Origin of the sequence: Caballeronia jiangsuensis (genome assembly GCF_046030135.1) — a bacterium.
Taxonomy (GTDB): Bacteria; Pseudomonadota; Gammaproteobacteria; order Burkholderiales; family Burkholderiaceae; genus Caballeronia; species Caballeronia jiangsuensis.
This window is the reverse complement of the sequence record NZ_JAQQDB010000033.1, coordinates 39,578-58,208: the sequence shown is the minus strand read 5'-3', so window position 1 is coordinate 58,208 and position 18,631 is coordinate 39,578. Positions and strand designations below refer to the sequence as shown.

18 protein-coding genes and 1 tRNA gene are annotated in these 18,631 nt (G+C 63.4%); 9 read left to right on the top strand and 10 right to left on the bottom strand.

Features of this window, described 5'->3' with window-relative positions; translation table 11 throughout:
- Positions 1-239: 239 nt before the first annotated feature.
- Complete coding sequence (gene lpxC / locus PQR08_RS28355) at positions 240-1,157, top strand: UDP-3-O-acyl-N-acetylglucosamine deacetylase (protein ID WP_187606099.1); 918 nt, start codon at positions 240-242, stop codon at positions 1,155-1,157.
- Positions 1,158-1,207: 50 nt separating this feature from the next.
- Here the strand turns inward: lpxC and PQR08_RS28350 are convergent, their stop codons facing one another.
- Positions 1,208-1,693: a DciA family protein gene (locus PQR08_RS28350; RefSeq protein WP_408163061.1), complete on the bottom strand. Its 486-nt coding sequence runs from the start codon at positions 1,691-1,693 to the stop codon at positions 1,208-1,210.
- Between the two features lie 287 nt (positions 1,694-1,980).
- Between PQR08_RS28350 and secA the strand changes: the two genes are divergently transcribed.
- The 4 genes from secA to PQR08_RS28330 all read left to right on the top strand — a co-directional run bounded on the left by secA (position 1,981) and on the right by PQR08_RS28330 (position 7,511).
- A complete protein-coding gene (secA, locus tag PQR08_RS28345) occupies positions 1,981-4,794 on the top strand; it encodes a preprotein translocase subunit SecA (protein WP_187606097.1) in 2,814 nt (937 codons plus the stop codon).
- A gap of 160 nt (positions 4,795-4,954) precedes the next feature.
- Positions 4,955-6,196 (top strand): bifunctional glutamate N-acetyltransferase/amino-acid acetyltransferase ArgJ, encoded by a 1,242-nt coding sequence (gene argJ, locus PQR08_RS28340; RefSeq protein WP_408163059.1) that lies wholly within the window; start codon positions 4,955-4,957, stop codon positions 6,194-6,196.
- A gap of 23 nt (positions 6,197-6,219) precedes the next feature.
- Entirely contained in the window at positions 6,220-7,083 is an 864-nt protein-coding gene (locus PQR08_RS28335; protein WP_187606095.1) for an ATP-binding protein, read from the top strand.
- Complete coding sequence (locus tag PQR08_RS28330) at positions 7,080-7,511, top strand: NUDIX domain-containing protein (RefSeq protein WP_238212824.1); 432 nt, start codon at positions 7,080-7,082, stop codon at positions 7,509-7,511. The genes PQR08_RS28335 and PQR08_RS28330 overlap by 4 nt, the downstream gene beginning before the upstream one ends.
- Positions 7,512-7,524: 13 nt before the next feature.
- On the opposite strand, the gene yacG is transcribed toward PQR08_RS28330, so the two are convergent.
- The 9 genes from yacG to PQR08_RS28285 form a co-directional block, all read right to left on the bottom strand.
- Positions 7,525-7,716 carry a DNA gyrase inhibitor YacG gene (gene yacG, locus PQR08_RS28325; protein ID WP_187606093.1) on the bottom strand — a complete coding sequence of 64 codons (192 nt, stop codon included), beginning with the start codon at positions 7,714-7,716 and terminating at the stop codon, positions 7,525-7,527.
- Positions 7,717-7,786: 70 nt separating this feature from the next.
- Positions 7,787-8,542: a cell division protein ZapD gene (gene zapD / locus PQR08_RS28320; RefSeq protein WP_035510226.1), complete on the bottom strand. Its 756-nt coding sequence runs from the start codon at positions 8,540-8,542 to the stop codon at positions 7,787-7,789.
- 170 nt (positions 8,543-8,712) lie between these two features.
- Positions 8,713-9,318, bottom strand: coding sequence for a dephospho-CoA kinase (coaE, locus tag PQR08_RS28315; protein WP_408163056.1), 606 nt, complete (start codon positions 9,316-9,318; stop codon positions 8,713-8,715).
- Between the two features lie 16 nt (positions 9,319-9,334).
- Positions 9,335-10,246, bottom strand: coding sequence for a prepilin peptidase (locus PQR08_RS28310; RefSeq protein ID WP_250484157.1), 912 nt, complete (start codon positions 10,244-10,246; stop codon positions 9,335-9,337).
- A 31-nt stretch (positions 10,247-10,277) separates the two neighbouring features.
- Complete coding sequence (locus PQR08_RS28305) at positions 10,278-11,483, bottom strand: type II secretion system F family protein (protein ID WP_408163054.1); 1,206 nt, start codon at positions 11,481-11,483, stop codon at positions 10,278-10,280.
- Positions 11,480-12,697 carry a GspE/PulE family protein gene (locus PQR08_RS28300; RefSeq protein WP_408163052.1) on the bottom strand — a complete coding sequence of 406 codons (1,218 nt, stop codon included), beginning with the start codon at positions 12,695-12,697 and terminating at the stop codon, positions 11,480-11,482. Before PQR08_RS28300 ends, PQR08_RS28305 begins: the two co-directional genes overlap by 4 nt.
- 74 nt (positions 12,698-12,771) lie before the next feature.
- The gene (locus PQR08_RS28295; protein ID WP_035511302.1) at positions 12,772-14,061 is read right to left on the bottom strand and encodes an HlyC/CorC family transporter; all 1,290 of its coding nucleotides are present in this window, start codon (positions 14,059-14,061) and stop codon (positions 12,772-12,774) included.
- A 143-nt stretch (positions 14,062-14,204) separates the two neighbouring features.
- Positions 14,205-14,281, bottom strand: a tRNA-Pro gene (locus tag PQR08_RS28290).
- A 40-nt stretch (positions 14,282-14,321) separates the two neighbouring features.
- Positions 14,322-15,314: a polyprenyl synthetase family protein gene (locus tag PQR08_RS28285; protein ID WP_238212815.1), complete on the bottom strand. Its 993-nt coding sequence runs from the start codon at positions 15,312-15,314 to the stop codon at positions 14,322-14,324.
- Between the two features lie 256 nt (positions 15,315-15,570).
- Between PQR08_RS28285 and rplU the strand changes: the two genes are divergently transcribed.
- The 4 genes from rplU (at position 15,571) to proB (ending at position 18,583) form a co-directional block, all read left to right on the top strand.
- Positions 15,571-15,882 carry a 50S ribosomal protein L21 gene (gene rplU, locus PQR08_RS28280; protein ID WP_035511298.1) on the top strand — a complete coding sequence of 104 codons (312 nt, stop codon included), beginning with the start codon at positions 15,571-15,573 and terminating at the stop codon, positions 15,880-15,882.
- Between the two features lie 44 nt (positions 15,883-15,926).
- Positions 15,927-16,187, top strand: a complete 261-nt coding sequence (rpmA, locus tag PQR08_RS28275; protein ID WP_008342952.1) for a 50S ribosomal protein L27 — start codon at positions 15,927-15,929, stop codon at positions 16,185-16,187.
- Positions 16,188-16,352: 165 nt separating this feature from the next.
- On the top strand, positions 16,353-17,438 hold the full coding sequence (cgtA, locus tag PQR08_RS28270; protein WP_035511296.1) for an Obg family GTPase CgtA: 1,086 nt from the start codon (positions 16,353-16,355) through the stop codon (positions 17,436-17,438).
- A 26-nt stretch (positions 17,439-17,464) separates the two neighbouring features.
- Positions 17,465-18,583 carry a glutamate 5-kinase gene (proB, locus tag PQR08_RS28265; protein WP_187606088.1) on the top strand — a complete coding sequence of 373 codons (1,119 nt, stop codon included), beginning with the start codon at positions 17,465-17,467 and terminating at the stop codon, positions 18,581-18,583.
- Positions 18,584-18,631: the final 48 nt, after the last annotated feature.

The following is an 18,631-nucleotide window of genomic DNA, read 5'->3' as shown; positions in this document are numbered from 1 at the left end:
CGCAACGCCTGAAGCGCCCTCGCATTGAGTTGCAGCTTTGGGGCCGATGACCGGAAATGCCTCCATTCCGGGCATCGGCCCGTTCTACTTCATAATCTGGCCGCCGCGACGTAACACAGGGAAACAGTTGATACCACCTGGATCAGGACGATGCGCGACGAATGGAGTATACTTCGAGCTATTAGAATTTAACGCACGATTGATTCTCTTTATAGGGAACATAAATCGGAAAGAACATCATGTTGAAGCAGCGAACAATCAAGACCGTCGTCAAAACCGTGGGGATCGGGCTCCACTCCGGTAGCAAGGTCAATCTGACTCTGCGCCCCGCACCCATTGGCACGGGCATCGTATTTTCGCGCGTCGACCTGCCCGAACCCGTCGACATTCCGGCGTCCGCAATGGCGATCGGAGATACGCGTCTCGCGTCCGTGCTGCAGAAGGACGGCGCGCGCGTGTCGACCATCGAGCACCTGATGTCGGCGTGCGCGGGTCTTGGCATCGACAACCTATACGTCGACGTGACCGCCGAAGAAATTCCGATCATGGACGGCAGCGCGGCTTCGTTCGTGTTTCTGATCCAGTCGGCGGGTATCGAAGAGCAGAACGCACCGAAGCAATTCATCAAGGTGACGAAGCCTGTCGAAGTGCGCGACGGCGACAAGTTCGCGCGTCTCGAACCGTACTTCGGTTTCAAGTTGAGCTTTACTATCGATTTCCGCCATCCGGCCGTCGACAAGACCGGTCAGGCGCTCGAAGTGGACTTCGCGACGACTTCCTACGTGCGCGAGATCGCCCGCGCCCGCACGTTCGGCTTTGCGCACGAAGTCGAGATGATGCGCGAACTCGGACTCGCGCGCGGCGGCAGCATGGACAACGCGATCGTGCTGGACGAATACCGCATCCTGAACAACGACGGCCTGCGTTACGACGACGAGTTCGTGAAGCACAAGATGCTCGACGCGATCGGCGACCTTTACGTGGTCGGCCATCCGTTGCTGGCGTCGTACAAGGCGTACAAGGGCGGCCACGCGATGAACAACATGCTGCTGCGTGAATTGCTCGCGAACGAAGACGCGTATGAAATCGTCACGTTCGAGGACACGCAAAAGGCGCCGCGCGGTTTCGCATTCGATACGCAGACGGCATTTGCCTGACTTAACGCAATTATTCGGCAGTCAGAGATGAGCGGCAGCGAAAGCGCCGCTCATTTTTTTTGCGCGCGCCCCTGATGACGCGAAGCCATTCGCGCGAGCGCTTCCTGCAGCGGCGACGGCTCGAGCGCTTCGGCCAGTTCCTGTAGCGCGGAAGCGCCCGCCGCCGACATGCGCGCCTGTTTGGGCGGCACGGGCTCTTTCATCGATTGGGGACGCACGCGAATTTTCAGCGCGTTGACGGCCCAGCCGCGCTGCTGAAGATCCGAAAGCAGACGCGGCTCCAGATGCCGCAAACGCGCGGCCAGCGCGTTATGCGCCGCAAAGAGCGCGAGTACGCCGTCCTTGATGAATCCCGGTTCCACGTTCGACGCCAGATAATCCGGCAGGAGCGAGCTCAAATCGCGCTGCAGCGCCGCCACCTGCTCGACCCCGGCACGCAGCGCGCGAAACGCATCGGTGCGATCGAGCACGTCGGCGACGGCTTGCGGCTTGCGTGGATCGAAACGCGACCTTGAATTTGTAGAAAAGCGGCTCATTTTTGCCTAGGCGGACGCCCGATGGAACGGCTCGATTGTACGCGAGGAGACCCGCAGTGCCCGGTCGTTGGCCGTTTCGGGCGATGTTTGCCGAAAAGCTTTCACCCCGTTGACTGTCGCGCCGCGCCGACGCCCGCGCGGGCACGCCAACGCAAGGTCTGCCAAACTCGCGTGCTAAAATTCCCGATTCGAATTTCACCTTATGGACTTAAGTCGCCGAGGTTCTCCGAGCCCGGACGCAGCTTGCACATGCGCCCGTCCGAAGCCGCGACGCAGACACTGATCCGATGACGACCGGTTTCCTTCAGAAGATTTTTGGCAGCCGCAATCAGCGGCTGGTCAAGCAGTATCAAAAGACCGTTGTGGCGATCAATGCCCTTGAGCCGACCGTCGAGAAGTACTCGGACGACCAGCTGCGCGCCAAGACCGACGAGTTCCGCCAACGTGTCGCGGGCGGTGAATCGCTCGACGTGATCCTGCCCGAGGCGTTCGCCGTCTGCCGCGAAGCGAGTAAGCGCGTCCTGAAGATGCGCCACTTCGACGTCCAGCTCATCGGCGGCATGGTCCTGCACTACGGCAAGATCGCCGAAATGCGCACCGGCGAGGGCAAGACGCTCGTCGCGACGCTCGCCGCGTATCTGAACGCGCTGTCGGGCCGTGGCGTGCACGTCGTCACGGTGAACGACTACCTCGCCCAGCGCGACGCCGAATGGATGGCGCGTCTCTACAACTTCCTCGGGCTCTCGTGCGGCGTGAATCTGTCGCAGATGGAGCACTCGCAGAAACAGGAAGCGTACGCGGCGGACATCACCTACGGCACGAACAACGAGTTCGGCTTCGACTATCTGCGCGACAACATGGTCTACGAGACCACCGCGCGCGTGCAGCGGCCGCTCAATTTCGCGATCGTCGATGAAGTGGACTCGATTCTCATCGACGAGGCGCGTACACCGCTCATCATCTCCGGCCAGGCCGAAGATCACACCGACCTCTACGTGCGTATGAACGCGCTGCCGCCGCTGCTCGAACAGCAGATCGGCGAGGAAAAGGCGGACGGCACGGGCGTCGAGAAGCCGGGCGACTACACGCTCGACGAAAAGGCGCGCCAGGTGTTCCTGACTGAATCGGGCCACGAGAAGGCCGAGCGCCTGCTCGCCGAGTGGGGCCTGATCGGCGAAGGCGAGAGCCTTTACGCGCCGCAGAACATCACGCTGATGCACCACATCTATGCCGCGTTGCGCGCGCATACGCTCTTCCTGCGCGATCAGCACTACGTGGTGCAGAACGGCGAAGTCGTGATCGTCGACGAATTCACGGGCCGCATGATGAACGGCCGGCGCTGGTCGGACGGTCTGCATCAGGCCGTCGAGGCGAAGGAACACGTCCAGATTCAGGCCGAGAACCAGACGCTCGCGTCCATCACGCTGCAGAACTACTTTCGCATGTACGCGAAGCTGTCCGGCATGACCGGCACCGCGGACACGGAAGCGTATGAATTCAACGAGATCTACGGCCTCGAAACGGTCGTGATCCCGACCAACCGTCCGCCGAAGCGCGTCGACAAGCAGGACCAGATCTACAAGACGTCGAAGGAACGCTATGACGCGGTGATTCGTGACATCCGCGATTGCGTCGAGCGCGGTCAGCCGACGCTCGTCGGCACGACGTCGATCGAAGCGTCCGAACTGCTGTCCGGCCTGCTCGGTCAGGCGGGCGTGAAGCACGAAGTGCTCAACGCGAAGCAGCACGCGCGCGAAGCGGCGATCGTCGCCGAAGCGGGCCGTCCGGGCGTCGTCACGATCGCGACGAACATGGCCGGCCGCGGTACGGACATCGTGCTCGGCGGCAATGTCGAAAAGCAGGCGTCGTTCATCGAGGCGGATCTGTCGATCCCCGAAGACGAGAAAGCCACGCGCATCCAGAAACTGCACGACGAATGGCAGACGCTGCACGATCACGTGAAGGCCGCGGGCGGTCTGCATATCATCGGCACCGAGCGTCACGAGTCGCGCCGTATCGACAACCAGTTGCGCGGCCGCGCGGGCCGTCAGGGCGATCCGGGTTCGTCGCGCTTCTATCTGTCGCTGGATGATCCGCTCCTGCGCATTTTCGCGGGCGACCGCGTGCGCGCGATCATGGATCGCCTGAAGATGCCGGAAGGCGAGCCGATCGAAGCGGGCATGGTCACGCGTTCGATCGAAGGCGCGCAGCGCAAGGTCGAAGCGCGCAACTTCGATATCCGCAAGCAACTGCTCGAATACGACGACGTCGCCAACGATCAGCGCAAGGTGATCTACCAGCAGCGTAACGAACTGCTCGAAGCGAACGACGTGCAGGAAACCATCGCCGCGATGCGCCAGAGCGTGATCGGCGACGTCGTGCGCACGTTTGTGCCGGCAGGCAGCATCGAAGAGCAGTGGGAAGCGCCGGAACTGGAAGAAGTGTTGCGCAACGACTGGTCGCTCGATCTCGCCGTTCAGGAGATGATCAACGAGTCGAACTCGATCGACGCCGAAGAGATCTGCGAAGCCGTGCTCGCCGCCGCCGACGAAGCGTACGAAGCGAAGGTCACGCTCGTGGGTCGCGAGTCGTTCAGCGCGTTCGAACGCTCGATCATGCTGCAGACGCTCGACAGCCGCTGGCGCGAGCACCTCGCCGCGCTCGATCACCTGCGTCAGGGCATCCATCTGCGCGGCTATGCGCAGAAGAACCCGAAGCAGGAATACAAGCGCGAGGCGTTCGAACTTTTCGCCGCGATGCTCGATGCCGTCAAGCAGGAAGTCACGCGCGTCGTGATGAACGTGCAGATCCAGTCGCCCGAACAACTCGAGGAAGCCGCCGAGCAGTACGAAGAAAAGGGCAGCCATCTCGAGAACGTGTCGTTCACGCACGCAGACTTCAACGCGCCGGCCGCGGAGCCGACGCCCGCCACCGCGGCGGCGAGCGCCACGGCACAGATGGTCAGCCAGGCGATGGCCGCCGGCGACGATATCAGCGTCGCCACGCGCCCCTCGGACGACGTGCCGAAGGTCGGCCGCAACGATCCGTGCCCGTGCGGCAGCGGCAAGAAGTACAAAAACTGTCACGGCAAGCTGGCTTAATCGGCTACTGACAGATGAACAGGCGACGCAGCGATGCGTCGTTTGTCTTTGCAGGTCTCAACTTTTCACGGCGCCGGTCTCGCTCAGCGAAAGCGGCGTCAGTCTTTCAAAGCGTGCCGGTTCGAAAACCGGCACTCGCCACCTTCAGCGAGACGCGAACATGGCCGTCAACTTCCCTTCGATCGATCCCGCAGCGCTTCATCCCGTCGCCGGCGTCACGCTTGGCTGGGCCGAGGCGAATATCCGCAAGCCCAATCGCAAGGACGTGCTCGTCATTCGCGTCGATGAAGGCGCGAGCGTCGCGGGCGTGTTCACGCAGAATCGCTTCTGCGCCGCGCCCGTCACCGTGTGCCGCGAGCATCTCGCGGCTGTGGGCAAGGGCGGCAAGGGCATTCGCGCGCTCGTCGTGAACACCGGCAACGCGAACGCCGGCACGGGCGAGCCGGGCATGGCGCACGCGCGCGAGACGTGCGCGGAGCTCGCGCGCCTCGAAGGTCTCGATGCGCAACAGATTCTGCCGTTCTCGACGGGCGTGATTCTCGAGCCGCTGCCGATCGATCGTCTGAAGGCCGGCCTGCCCGCCGCGCTCGCGAATCAGCAGGCCGCGCACTGGTTCGACGCGGCGCAAGCCATCATGACGACGGACACGCTGCCGAAGGCGGCGTCGCGTCAGGTGACCATCGACGGTCACGTCGTCACGTTGTCGGGCATCAGCAAGGGCGCGGGCATGATCAAGCCGAACATGGCGACGATGCTCGGCTTCCTCGCTTTCGATGCCAAGGTCGCGCAGCCGGTGCTGGACCAGCTCGTGAAGCATGTCGCGGATCGTTCGTTTAACTGCATCACCATCGACGGCGATACGTCCACCAACGATTCGTTCATCCTGATCGCGTCGGGCAAATCGAGCCTGCCTGCGATCACGTCGACGGATTCGCCCGCGTACGCCGCACTGCGCGACGCGGTGACCGACGTGGCGCAGGAACTCGCGCAGCTCATCGTGCGCGACGGCGAGGGCGCGACCAAGTTCATGACGATTACGGTCGAAGGCGGCAAGGACGCGGCGGAATGCCGCCAGATCGCGTACGCGATCGGCCATTCGCCGCTCGTGAAGACGGCGTTCTATGCATCCGATCCGAACCTCGGCCGCATTCTCGCCGCGATCGGCTATGCGGGCGTGACGGATCTCGACGTCGGCAAGATCGATCTTTATCTCGATGACGTGCTCGTCGCGAAGGCGGGCGGACGCAATCCCGAGTACAAGGAAGAAGACGGCCAGCGTGTGATGAAGAAGAGCGAAATCGCGATCCGCGTGCTGCTCGGACGCGGCAACGCGAACGCGACGATCTGGACCTGCGATCTCTCGCACGACTACGTGAGCATCAACGCCGACTATCGCTCGTAAAAGCGGCGCGCATCGATACGAATATGGACAAGCTCGAACAATTTCTCACGCGCGCCGAGGCAGTGCTCGCGCGCATCGAAGGCATGTTGCCGCCGGCGGCGCCCGATATCGACTGGGAATCCGCGGTGGCGTTTCGCTGGCGCAAGCGTCAGGGGCGCGGTTTCCTGCAACCCGTGCCGGCGATCTCGCCAATCTCGCTCGACGACCTTCGGAACATCGACCGTCAAAAAGGCCTGATACAGCAGAACACGCAGCAGTTCGTGAACAAGTTGCCCGCAAACAATGTTTTGCTGACGGGCGCGCGTGGCACGGGCAAGTCGTCGCTGATCAAGGCGTGTCTGAACGCATATTCGAAGGACGGTCTGCGTCTCATCGAAGTCGACAAGGACGATCTGCACGATCTCGGCGATATCGTCGATCTGATTTCGACGCGGCCGGAGCGCTTCCTCGTGTTCTGCGACGACCTTTCCTTCGAGGAAGGCGAGTCGGGCTACAAGGCGCTGAAGGTCGCGCTCGATGGTTCGGTCGCGGCGCAATCGGACAACGTATTGATCTACGCGACGTCGAACCGCCGTCATTTGTTGCCTGAGTACATGAGCGACAACGAGACGTACAAGCACACGTCCGATGGCGAGATTCACCCCGGCGAAGTGGTCGAGGAAAAGATCTCGCTGTCCGAGCGCTTCGGCCTGTGGGTCAGCTTCTATCCGTTCAAGCAGGACGACTATCTGTCGATCGTCGGGCATTGGCTGAAGCACTTCGGCTGCGATGAAGCGGAAGTCGAAAGCGCGCGCGGCGATGCGCTCGTGTGGGCGCTGGAACGCGGGTCGCGGTCCGGACGCGTCGCGTGGCAATTCGCGCGCGACTGGTCGGGACGCAAGCAATGAGCGAATCGCAAACCGACATCGCGCCCGATGGCCGCAAGGTGACGGAAGTGGCCGTCGGCGTGATGGTGCAGCACGACGGGCGCTATCTGCTCGCGCAGCGGCCCGCTGGCAAACCGTACGAAGGTTACTGGGAGTTTCCCGGCGGCAAGCTCGAGCCGGGCGAAAGCATCGAGGCGGCGCTCGGGCGCGAATTGCACGAAGAACTGGGTATCGACGTCACCGCGTGTCAGCTTTGGCGCACGCTCGAACACGATTACCCGCACGCGTACGTGCGTCTCTTTTTCTGCAAGGTGACGGAGTGGAAGGGCACGCCGCTCGGGCGTGAAGGTCAGGCGATTGCCTGGCAGACACTTCCCGTCGACGTCGCTCCGCTGCTGCCCGCGGCGATTCCGATCCTCGAATGGCTCGAAGAGGAAGAGCGCGAATAAGCGCGAGTGAAGGTCAGTTCAGGCCGCCGTGTGAATCGTCGTCCGGCGGCGTTTCCTGTGAATTACCCGAAATCTTGTACTTCTCGGCCGCCCACGCGCCGAGATCGATCTGCTTGCAGCGTTCGGAGCAGAACGGGCGAAAGCGGTTTTCCGGAACCCAGCGGACATCCTTGCCGCAGGTCGGGCATTTGACGACAGTGGTCATGACGGTAAGACGTGGCGAATCGCGCCGGCGTTGATCAACATCTGGTCCATATTGGGCCGGCTGATTCTATTCAAAGGCTGCAAAGCGTCAGATGAAACGGAACGTCCACATCGACGGCGCGCGGCTTCAGATCGCCGTCCTGCACCGTGAAGCGTACCCACAGCATGTACTTGTTCGCGCTCGCTTCGGGAATCACGCGGGTGTCCGGTGACACGCGCACCTGCATCAGTTGATAGGTGCGGCCGGACAACATCTGCTGATAGCTGCCCTGCATGGCCATCACTTTCGATGCCTGACCTGATTCACGCGCGAGCCGCAACACGATGGCCGCCGCGTCGCGCAAAGCGAGCATCGGCATGACCCATTTCGCGATGTCCTGCCGCCGTTCTTCCACCGGCAACTGCTGCCAGGCGTAATACGACGGCAGATCGAACTTGCACGTGCCGCCCGGAATGATCGTGCGGCTGCGGATGCTCGCGAGCCATTCGTTGTCGGCGAGATGCTGACCGGTCTTGCCGTGCATGTCGGTGAGGCCGCCGAGCGTCTGCTCGATTTCACCGAGCACGGCTTCGAGGGCTTCCTGTTCGATTCCCGGATTGCCACGGAACGGCGCGAGCGTCTGACGCTGCCGCTCCAGTTCCTTCATGAGGTCGGCCTTGAGATCCGTGCGGCCTGCGACTTCGGCGATCTCAAAGAGCGTCGTGAGCGCGACGTGGTGTTCTCGCGCGTCTTCCTGAGTCAGAAAGAACGTGAAGCGCTCGAACAGGTCTTCGAGGCGCAACAGCGTCCGGATTCGCTCGTTGAAGGGATACTCGTAAAGGATCAAGCGCGCTCGCCTCAGCGTGGGTCGGTTGCTTCCATGAGCGGAAGTGAGCACATTCTAATGCCGCATCCTCACCCTAGCAAATCGCGGCATAATCGCTCGCCAAACTGCTTGTTTCGGTGCAAATCAGGGAACTTTTCGACGATTTGGCCAACTCAGGCGGTCAAGCCTTTTCATACGGATGACAGCGACAGATAACGGGCGTGCAACGCGTCGACTTGCTGCGCGAGGGCGTCGTGCGTGGCGGTTTCGTCGTTAATGACGATATCGTCCGCTGCCGCAAGCCGCGCTTCGCGGGACGCCTGCTTCGCGATGATCGCGAGCACCTGTTCGCGCATGAAACCGTTGCGCCGCATGACGCGCGCGATCTGCGTCTCGACAGGACAATCCACCACGAGCACGCGTGCCACGCGCGCGGCCCACTCGCCCGACTCGACCAGCAGCGGCACGACCACGATGTGATACGCGCCTTGCGCCGCAAGCCGCTGGCGCTCCGTTTCGGCGCGAATCAACGGATGCACGATGCGTTCGAGGCGCGCTTTCGCGGTGTCGTCGGCGAAGACTAGCGCGCGCATCTTCGCGCGATCGAGCGAGCCGTCCGCAGCGATGAAATCGTCACCGAATTCGCTTGCGATGAGCGGCATCGCGACGCCGCCCGGCGCGGTGATCCGGTGCGCGATCAGGTCCGTGTCGATCAGCGGCACGCCGCGCGCCGCGAACAGATCGGCGACCGTGCTTTTGCCGCTGCCGATGCCGCCGGTGAGACCAATGCTGAACATCCGTTGCTCCCTTCGATCATCCCAACAAAGAATAAAGCGGTGTGCCGACGAAGAGCGTGATCGCGCCGCCCGCCGCGAGAAACGGCCCGAACGGCAACGGCTCCTCGAAACGCATGCGCTTGCGCCACGTCGCTACGATGCCGAACGCCGCGCCCGCGACGGCCGCGATCAGGACCACTTGCGCGAGCGATGACCAGCCGAGCCACGCGCCGATCGCGGCGAGCAATTTGAAGTCGCCGTAGCCCATGCCTTCCACGCCGCGCACGAGCTTGAAGAGCCAGTACACGCACCACAGAAAGAGATAGCCGACGATCGCGCCTGTCACGGCGTCGTGCAGCGTCGCGAATCCGCCTTCGCCGAAATTCACGATCAGCCCCGCCCACAGCAGCGGCAGCGTCAGCACATCGGGAAGATAGCGCGTGTCGTAGTCGATGAGACCGGCAGTCAGCAAGGTCGCGCACAGTCCGAACGCCGCCAGCGCGGGCCAGGTGGGACCGTAGGCGTACAGCGAGAGCGCCGCGAGCGCACCGCTCGCGAGTTCCACCAGCGGATAGCGCGGGCTCACGCGCGCGCCGCACGCCGAACATCGCCCGCGCAACGCGAGATAACTGATGACGGGAATGTTTTCCCACGCGCGCAGCACATGCTTGCAATGCGGACACGCGCTGCGCGGCACGGCGAGATTGAAGCGTTCGGGGTACGGATCGGCGGAAGGTTTCGACGCTTCGGGCATGGCCGAATCGACTTCCGCGCGCCACGCGCGTTCGAGCATGACAGGCAGGCGATGCACGACGACGGTGAGAAAACTGCCGATCACGAGACCGAACACGACGGCGAACCCGTACTGCACGGCGACGGGAAGCGCGGCGAACGCCGCCAGATAGCGGCTCGCGAAGTGCGCGGCGGACGGATCGAACGAAGGCTGCATGATGGACGAACGGTTGCTTTGGCCCGCGATGCTACACCACGTTGCCGAGCTGAATGATAGGAAGATACATCGCGATGACGAGCCCGCCCACGAGTGCGCCCAGCACCGCGATGACGATCGGCTCGCAGAGGCTCGCGAACACGCCGATGCGCTCGTCCACCTGACGATCGGCCAGTGTGGCGAGATCGAGGAGCATCGCATCGAGCGAGCCCGATTCTTCGGCGACCGCAATCGGCTGCACGACGTCTTGCGGAAAGCAGCCGGCGGCGCGCATGGCGACCGCGAGGCGCTCGCCGTTGCGCAGCCGCGCGGCGATGTCGACCGTGGCGCGGTCGAAGACGCGATTGCCCGTCGCGTGCGTGAGCGAGTCGAAGGCATCCGACAGCGACGTGCCTGCCGAGAGCAGCGTGCCGAGCGCGCGGCTCCATCGGGCGACAGCGAGGGAGCGCAGCAGCTTGCCTGCGAGCGGCATGCGCAACGCGGCGCGATCGGCGGACTCGCGGGCATCGGGCGAGCGCTTCATCCAGCGCGACACGACGATCACCGCACACGCACATGCGATGACGAACGGCACGCTGGCATGCGCGACGCCGTCCGACAGCGCGAGGACGAAGCGCGTCGGCGCGGGCAGCGCGGCGCCGAAGCCATCGAAGATCGTCTTGAAGGTCGGCACGACGCCGATCAGCAAACCCGCGGTGATCGCGAGCGAAAGCAGCAGCACCATGACGGGATAGGTGAGGGCGGCGCGCAGTCGGGCACGTTGCGACGCGGCGCGCTCGCGATCGTCGGCGAGGCGGGCGAGCACGGCCGGCAGTGCGCCCGCCACTTCACCGACCGAAACCAACTGGCAGTACAGCGCCCCGAATGCCGCCGGATGCTGCGCGAGTGCGGCTGAAAACGACACGCCGCGCGTGATGTCGCGGGCGAGCGCGCGCACGATGCGCGGCAGTCCGCCGCCTGTCGCGCTGCCAGCCAGCAATTCGAGCGCGCCCGCGAGTGGCAGGCCCGCTCGCAGCAGCCCGGCGAGTTGCCGTGAGAAGACGGTTACATCGGCGGTCTTCGCTTTCGGCAATGGCGCGGCGCCGAGCGTTTCGAGTCCGGTGACGATTACGCCTTCCCGACGCAGCGAGGCGCGGGCCGAAAGCGCATCGGCGGCGATGATCTTTCCCTGCTTCGGCCGGCCTTCGGCGTCCATTCCGCGCCAGGCGAATCGCAATTCGAGCGCATGACTCATCATTCGATCTCCGTTGCTTCGGCTGCCTCGGCGACGCTCGTCACGCCCTCGCGCACGCGGGCGAAGGCTGCATCGCGCAATGAGGGCATGCCACGCGCCTGCGCCGCTCGCGAGATTGCATGCGTTGCCGCGCGCGAAACGATCAGTTCGCGTAGTTCATCGGATACCGGCATCACCTGATGCACGCCGACGCGCCCGCGATAGCCGATGCCATGACACGCCGCGCAGCCGCGCGCTTCGAACGGATGAAACCCGCCCGCGAGCGGCAACGCCGACGGCGCGCGGCAAATCTCGCACAGCTTGCGCACGAGCCGTTGGGCGGTCACGAGCCTCAGCGCGGACGCGAGGTTGTAGGGAGCCACGCCGATATCGATGAGCCGCGCGATCGCGGCCGGAGCGTCGTTGGTGTGCAAGGTCGAGAGCACGAGGTGCCCCGTCTGCGCCGCCTTCACCGCGACATCGGCGGTTTCAGCGTCGCGAATTTCGCCGACCATGATGACGTCCGGATCCTGACGCATGAACGCGCGCAGCGCCACGGCAAACGTCAGCCCCGCTTTTTCGCGCACGCTCACCTGATTGATGCCCGCGAGCTGAATCTCGACGGGATCTTCGACGGAGCACACGTTGCGCGCTTCGGCATTGAGCATCTGAAGGAAGCAGTAGAGCGAAAGAGTCTTGCCGCTGCCGGTCGGTCCGGTCACGAGGATGAGACCGTGCGGCGCGCGAATCGCCGATTCGACCGCGCCGCTTTGCGCATCGTCGAGACCGAGCGCGGCGAGCGACAAGTCGGGCGGCAGCGCGTCGAGCCGCCGCAGCACGAGCTTTTCGCCGAAGAGCGTCGGCAGCGAGTTGACGCGATAGTCGCCGATGCGCCCGCCCGGAAGTTTCAGACGCAGCCGGCCGTCCTGCGGCACGCGCCGCTCGGCGATGTCCATGCGCGCCAGCACCTTGATGCGCGTGATGAACGCGTCGCGCAAGTGCGGCGGCGGACGCTTCAACACATGCAGCGCGCCATCGACGCGCAGCCGGATGCGCCAATCGTGCTCCGATGGCTCGACGTGGATATCGGATGCGCCGCGCTCGGCGGCTTCACGCAAGGTTTCGGCGAGCAGCGAAACGGCGGGCGTTTCTTGATCGGATGCATTGTCGCGTGCGGATTCGGCCGCACGGGCCGGGCGTGCGAAGGTGTCGAAAGCGTCGCGGGAAGGGGCAGTCATGGGCGTCGGGACGTCGGAGTCGAGATGATCCGATTATCCCGCCCGCGATCGCTCGCGCCCAGTCGTCCGAATGGCTAACGCAGCGCGCGTTTCGGCGGCCCGAGCGGCTTGAAAATCTTGACGGTGCGGATCGCCTGATCGTCGCTGCGCATGACTTCGACGGTCACGTCCGCGATGCGCACCGACACGTCGCCGTCCGGAATATCTTCGAGCGTTTCGAGAATAAGGCCGTTGAGCGTCTTCGGGCCGTCCGTCGGCAGCGTCAGATGCAGCCAGCGGTTCAGTTCCCGCAGCGGCATGCTGCCCGCGACGATGCACTCGCCATTCTCATCCCAGCCGCCGCGCGAACCGGCGCCACGCGGAATCGTCGTCGTGAACTCGCCGATCAGTTCCTCGATGATGTCCTCGGGCGTCACGAGCCCCTGCAACTCGCCGTACTCGTCGACCACGATCGCGATGCGGTGGCCGCTTTCCTGAAAGTACTGCAGTTGCTGGAACACCGGCGTGCCGGCCGGCACGAAATAAGGCTCGGTGAGCAGTTCGCGCAGCGTATCGCGCTCGAGCTCCTGGTTATGCAGCGCCGACAGCGTCTTGCGCACATGCAGGATGCCGAGCACCCGGTCGATATCGCCCTGAAAGACGACGAGCTTGTTGTGATAGCACGTCTCGAGCTGATGCAGGATCTGCTCGAAGGGCGCGTCGAAATCGAGCGCTTCGATGCGCCGGCGCGGGATCATCACGTCGTCGACGGTGATGTTCTCCAGATCGAACAGATTGAGCAGGATGCTGCGGTGCTTGGTCGGCATGAAACTGCCGGTTTCCAGCACGATGGTGCGCAGTTCTTCGGGCGAAATCCGCTGATCGCGCTTGTTTTTCGTGTTGATGTGGAGCGCGGCCAGAATCGCGTTGGCGAACAGGTTGACGAACCAGATCAGCGGCCGCCCGATGCGCATGAGCGGCGCGAGCACGAGGCTCGCGGGAAGCGCCACTTTCTCGGGATACGTTGCGCCGACGATCTTCGGCGCGATTTCAGCGAACACGATGATCAGAAACGCGATGACGCCCGTCGTGATCGACAGGACGAGGTTGTTATGACCGAAGGTGCGCAGCGCGATCGATGTCGTGAGCACCGGGATGATCGTGTTGATCAGGTTGTTGCCGATCAGGATCACGGAGAGAAGCTGGTCGGTTTTTGCGAGCAGCCCCTGTGTCGTGCGCGCGCGCAGCGATCCTTGGCTCGCAAGATATTTCAAGCGATGGCGATTGAGCGCCATCATCGACGTTTCGGAAATCGAGAAGAAGCCGGAAAGGAAGAGAAGCAGAAAAATGGCGCAAATTTGCGCCCATAAGGGAAGGTTGTCCACGCGGTGATCGAGTAGGGGCGGAGATGGGAGGCAATATATCAGACGGGGCAGGAAAGCCCGCTCTGGCCGTTCGGCAAGCGTACGCGGTTTCGCTGCCGGAAATAAAAAACCCGCATGGCGGACCATGCGGGTTTTTGCAATTCTGGTCGGGGTGAGAGGATTCGAACCTCCGGCCTCTACGTCCCGAACGTAGCGCTCTACCAGGCTAAGCTACACCCCGAATTCGACCAACTTGGACTCTCACGTTGTTTCAGTCTCGTTTAAGACTGCCTCGACGTCGAGTAAGAACATAATTCTAGCAGGCTCTCTTTATAGATGGAAGAGGGAAATAGAGAAATCGCGTTCGCCGCTGCCTCGGCTTCCTTTCGCGCGCGTTCCAGCGTGTGGTCGAGCGCGCCGGACGTGGTGATCGCGTCGAAGATCGTCTCGAAGCGATCCGTGCCGCCCTGTTCGATCGCCTCGCGCGCGAGCGCCGCCTGTTCCGGCGTACCGTGCTCCATCAGATAGATGAGCGGCAAAGTGGGTTTGCCTTCGCGCAGGTCGTCGCCGGCGTTTTTTCCCATCGATTCGGGCGTGCCGGTGTAGTCGAGCCAGTCGTCCATGATCTGGAACGCGGTGCCGATGCGTCGGCCGAATTCCGCCGCCGCCGCTTCGGTACGCGCATCCGCGCCCGAGAGCACCGCGCCGAGCTGCGCGGCCGCTTCGAACAGCTTCGCCGTCTTGTAGCGGATCACCTGCATGTAGCGCGCTTCGTCGACGTCCGGATCGTGCATGTTGAGCAACTGCAGGACTTCGCCCTCGGAAATGATGTTGGTCGCGACGGAGAGAATTTCCATCACGCGCATCTTGCCGACGCTCACCATCATTTCGAACGAGCGCGAGTACAGGAAGTCGCCGACCAGCACGCTCGCCGCGTTGCCGAACAGCGCGTTCGCCGTCTTGCGGCCGCGGCGCAGATCGGATTCGTCGACGACGTCGTCGTGCAGCAGCGTCGCCGTATGGATGAACTCCACCACGGCGGCCAGTTCGTGGCGATGTCCGGTCGTGTCGCCCAGCGCGCCGGAAACCAGGAGCAGCAGCGCCGGACGCAGCCGCTTGCCGCCCGCGCCGATGATGTACTCCGAAATCTGGTTGATCAGCATCACTTCTGATGCCAGGCGCTGCCGGATGACGCGATTGACGTGCTGCATGTCCTCGGCAATCGGGGCGAGCAGCGCGGCGGCGTTGGGGGAGGAAGTGGCGGTGGACGACATGATCGGCAGTAAAGGTAATCCGGCGGATTATAAGGCGAATCCGACAGACGACGGGACTCGGCTGTGTCGATTCGCGCGACGTCGGCGGAATTCGGACACGATTCGCTTCGTTTTCGCCGAGGTTGGGATCCGGATCGCGCGCCGCTCCCCGCGCGCGGGAGACGTCACAGGACTTTGACGTCGAGCGTAACCCTATGTATAATCGCGTGTTTTCCCCGCGTGGTGCGTGGAAAAAGAATTTTGAGTGAGGTTCTCAATGTACGCGGTCATAAAAACCGGCGGCAAGCAGTATAAGGTTGCCGTTGGCGAAAAATTGAAAGTAGAACAGATACCGGCAGACATTGACGCTGAAATCACGCTCGACCAGGTTCTCGCAGTAGGCGAAGGCGAATCGATTAAGTTCGGTACGCCGCTGGTGGGTGGGGCTTCCGTCAAGGCTACCGTCGTGTCGCAAGGTCGTCACAAGAAAGTGACCATCTTCAAGATGCGTCGCCGGAAGCACTATCAAAAGCACGCTGGCCATCGCCAGAACTACACCGAACTGCGCATCGACGCGATCAACGCCTAAGGCGTGATCGGGTTCGCACAGATATCGGTTAAGGAGCTAATGAAATGGCACACAAAAAAGCAGGCGGGTCTTCCCGCAACGGCCGCGACTCCGAGTCGAAACGCCTCGGCGTGAAGGTGTACGGCGGCCAGGCAATCAACGCGGGCGGCATCATCGTTCGCCAGCGCGGCACGCGCATGCATCCGGGTGAGAATGTCGGCATCGGCAAGGATCACACGCTGTTCGCGCTCGCCGACGGTCACGTCAAGTTCGTGACCAAGGGCGCTGCGAAGAAGCACACGGTCGTCGTCGTCCCGGCAGCGTAAATTTTACGCACGGGCTTCAGGACCGAAAAAAGGCCCCGCGAAGTTCGCGGGGCCTTTTTCATTTGATGCACTGAAAGGCAGCGCATCGGGTGAATTCAAGGATATCGGTGACCGGCAACGTCAGGTCACGGCAAAATAGCTGCAATACACGGGACGGAGCAACGCATGAAGTTCATTGACGAAGCGAGGATTGAAGTCATCGCCGGCGACGGAGGAGATGGCAGCGCGTCGATGCGCCGCGAAAAGTTCGTCCCGTTCGGCGGGCCGGACGGCGGCGACGGCGGCCGCGGCGGCAGCGTCTACGCGGTCGCCGATCGCAATATCAATACGCTGATCGACTATCGGTTTTCCAAGAAGCATCAGGCGCGTAACGGCGAAAACGGCCGCGGCGCGGATTGCTACGGCAAGGGCGGCGACGACATCACGCTGCGCATGCCGGTCGGCACCATCATTTCGGATCAGGAAACGGGCGAAATCATCGCCGATCTGACCGAGCACAATCAGCAAGTGCTGATCGCGCAGGGCGGCGCGGGCGGCCTCGGCAACCTGCATTTCAAGTCGAGCACGAACCGCGCGCCGCGTCAGAAGACCGACGGCAAGCCGGGCGAGCGCCGCATGCTCAGGCTCGAACTGAAAGTGCTCGCCGACGTCGGCCTGCTCGGCATGCCGAACGCGGGAAAATCCACGTTCATCTCGTCGGTGTCGAACGCGCGGCCGAAGATCGCGGATTATCCGTTCACGACGCTCGCGCCGAATCTCGGCGTGGTGCGCGTCGGGCCGAGCAAGAGCTTCGTGATCGCGGACATCCCCGGCCTGATCGAAGGCGCGGCGGAGGGCGCGGGGCTCGGGCATCGTTTCCTGCGTCACCTGCAGCGCACCGGCGTGCTGCTGCATCTCGTCGACATGGCGCCGTTCGATGAAAACGTCGATCCGGTCGCGGAAGCGAAGGCCATCGTCAACGAACTGCGCAAGTACGACGAGGCGCTCTACGAGAAGCCGCGCTGGCTCGTGCTGAACAAGCTCGACATGGTGCCGGAGGATGAGCGCGAAGCGCGCATCGCCGATTTCGTCGAGCGCTTCGAGTGGGACGGTCCGGTCTACGAGATTTCGGCGCTGACGGGCCAGGGCTGCGAGGCGCTTACGTACGCGATCTACGACTACATCTCGCAGCATTCGGACGCATCGCGTGCGGCGGAAGCGGAAGATCTCGCCGCCGACGTGCGCTTCCGCGACGACGCAGCGAAGGAATAAAAGCAACCACGAGGAGAAAGCGCACGATGCGTTCCGTCATCGCCGCTGCGAAGCGAATCGTAGTGAAAGTAGGGTCCAGCCTCGTCACCAACGACGGACGCGGACTCGACCATGCGGCCATCTCGCGCTGGGCGTCGCAGATCGCGGCGCTGCGCGAGCAGGGCAAGGAAGTCGTGCTCGTGAGTTCGGGCGCGATCGCGGAAGGCATTCATCGGCTCGGCTGGACCAAACGGCCGCGTGAAATCGACGAATTGCAGGCCGCGGCCGCCGTCGGACAAATGGGCCTTGCGCAGGTCTACGAAAGCAGCTTCGGCGCGCACGGCATCCGCACCGCGCAGATTCTGCTGACGCACGCCGATCTCGCCGATCGCGAACGCTACCTTAACGCGCGCTCGACGCTGCTCACGCTGCTGCGTCTGGGCGCGGTGCCGATCATCAACGAGAACGACACGGTCATCACCGACGAAATCAAGTTCGGCGACAACGACACGCTCGGCGCGCTCGTCGCGAATCTGATCGAAGGCGATGCGCTCGTCATCCTCACCGATCAGCGCGGTCTCTTCACCGCCGATCCGCGCAAGGACCCGAACGCGACGCTCGTCGAGCAGGCCGATGCCGGCACGCCCGAGCTCGAGCAGATGGCCGGCGGCGCGGGTTCGAGCCTCGGACGTGGCGGCATGCTGACCAAGATTCTCGCGGCGAAGCGCGCGGCGCACAGCGGCGCGAACACGGTGATCGCGAGCGGTCGCGAAGCCGATGTGCTCACGCGCCTCGCATCGGGGGAGATGATCGGCACGCAGCTCATCGCGCGCACGGCTCGCATCGCGGCGCGCAAGCAGTGGATGGCGGATCACTTGCAGGTGCGCGGCCACGTCGTGATCGACAACGGCGCGGTGCAGAAGCTCACCGCCGACGGCAAGAGCCTTCTGCCGATCGGCGTGATCGACGTGAAGGGCGCGTTCGATCGCGGCGAGGTGATCGCCTGCGTCAACGATCAAGGGCAGGAAGTCGCGCGCGGCATCACGAATTACAGCAGCTCGGAGGCGCGGCTGATTCATCGGCGGCCGAGCGGCGAGATCGAAACGGTGCTCGGGTATATGCTGGAGCCCGAGCTGATCCATCGCGACAACCTGGTGCTCGTCTGATACAAAAAAGCCCGCTGATCCAGCGGGCTTTTGCATTCTGGCGCGACC

Excerpts from the sequence above, each read along its gene's own strand:
- rpmA (WP_008342952.1), top strand. The coding sequence starts at position 15,927 with ATGGCACACAAAAAAGCAGGCGGGTCTTCCCGCAACGGCCGCGACTCC.
- PQR08_RS28300 (WP_408163052.1), bottom strand. The coding sequence starts at position 12,697 with ATGACTGCCCCTTCCCGCGACGCTTTCGACACCTTCGCACGCCCGGCC.
- PQR08_RS28330 (WP_238212824.1), top strand. The coding sequence starts at position 7,080 with ATGAGCGAATCGCAAACCGACATCGCGCCCGATGGCCGCAAGGTGACG.
- PQR08_RS28285 (WP_238212815.1), bottom strand. The coding sequence starts at position 15,314 with ATGTCGTCCACCGCCACTTCCTCCCCCAACGCCGCCGCGCTGCTCGCC.
- coaE (WP_408163056.1), bottom strand. The coding sequence starts at position 9,318 with ATGTTCAGCATTGGTCTCACCGGCGGCATCGGCAGCGGCAAAAGCACG.
- yacG (WP_187606093.1), bottom strand. The coding sequence starts at position 7,716 with ATGACCACTGTCGTCAAATGCCCGACCTGCGGCAAGGATGTCCGCTGG.
- proB (WP_187606088.1), top strand. The coding sequence starts at position 17,465 with ATGCGTTCCGTCATCGCCGCTGCGAAGCGAATCGTAGTGAAAGTAGGG.
- rplU (WP_035511298.1), top strand. The coding sequence starts at position 15,571 with ATGTACGCGGTCATAAAAACCGGCGGCAAGCAGTATAAGGTTGCCGTT.
- lpxC (WP_187606099.1), top strand. The coding sequence starts at position 240 with ATGTTGAAGCAGCGAACAATCAAGACCGTCGTCAAAACCGTGGGGATC.
- PQR08_RS28350 (WP_408163061.1), bottom strand. The coding sequence starts at position 1,693 with ATGAGCCGCTTTTCTACAAATTCAAGGTCGCGTTTCGATCCACGCAAG.
- cgtA (WP_035511296.1), top strand. The coding sequence starts at position 16,353 with ATGAAGTTCATTGACGAAGCGAGGATTGAAGTCATCGCCGGCGACGGA.
- argJ (WP_408163059.1), top strand. The coding sequence starts at position 4,955 with ATGGCCGTCAACTTCCCTTCGATCGATCCCGCAGCGCTTCATCCCGTC.
- PQR08_RS28335 (WP_187606095.1), top strand. The coding sequence starts at position 6,220 with ATGGACAAGCTCGAACAATTTCTCACGCGCGCCGAGGCAGTGCTCGCG.
- PQR08_RS28305 (WP_408163054.1), bottom strand. The coding sequence starts at position 11,483 with ATGATGAGTCATGCGCTCGAATTGCGATTCGCCTGGCGCGGAATGGAC.
- secA (WP_187606097.1), top strand. The coding sequence starts at position 1,981 with ATGACGACCGGTTTCCTTCAGAAGATTTTTGGCAGCCGCAATCAGCGG.
- PQR08_RS28310 (WP_250484157.1), bottom strand. The coding sequence starts at position 10,246 with ATGCAGCCTTCGTTCGATCCGTCCGCCGCGCACTTCGCGAGCCGCTAT.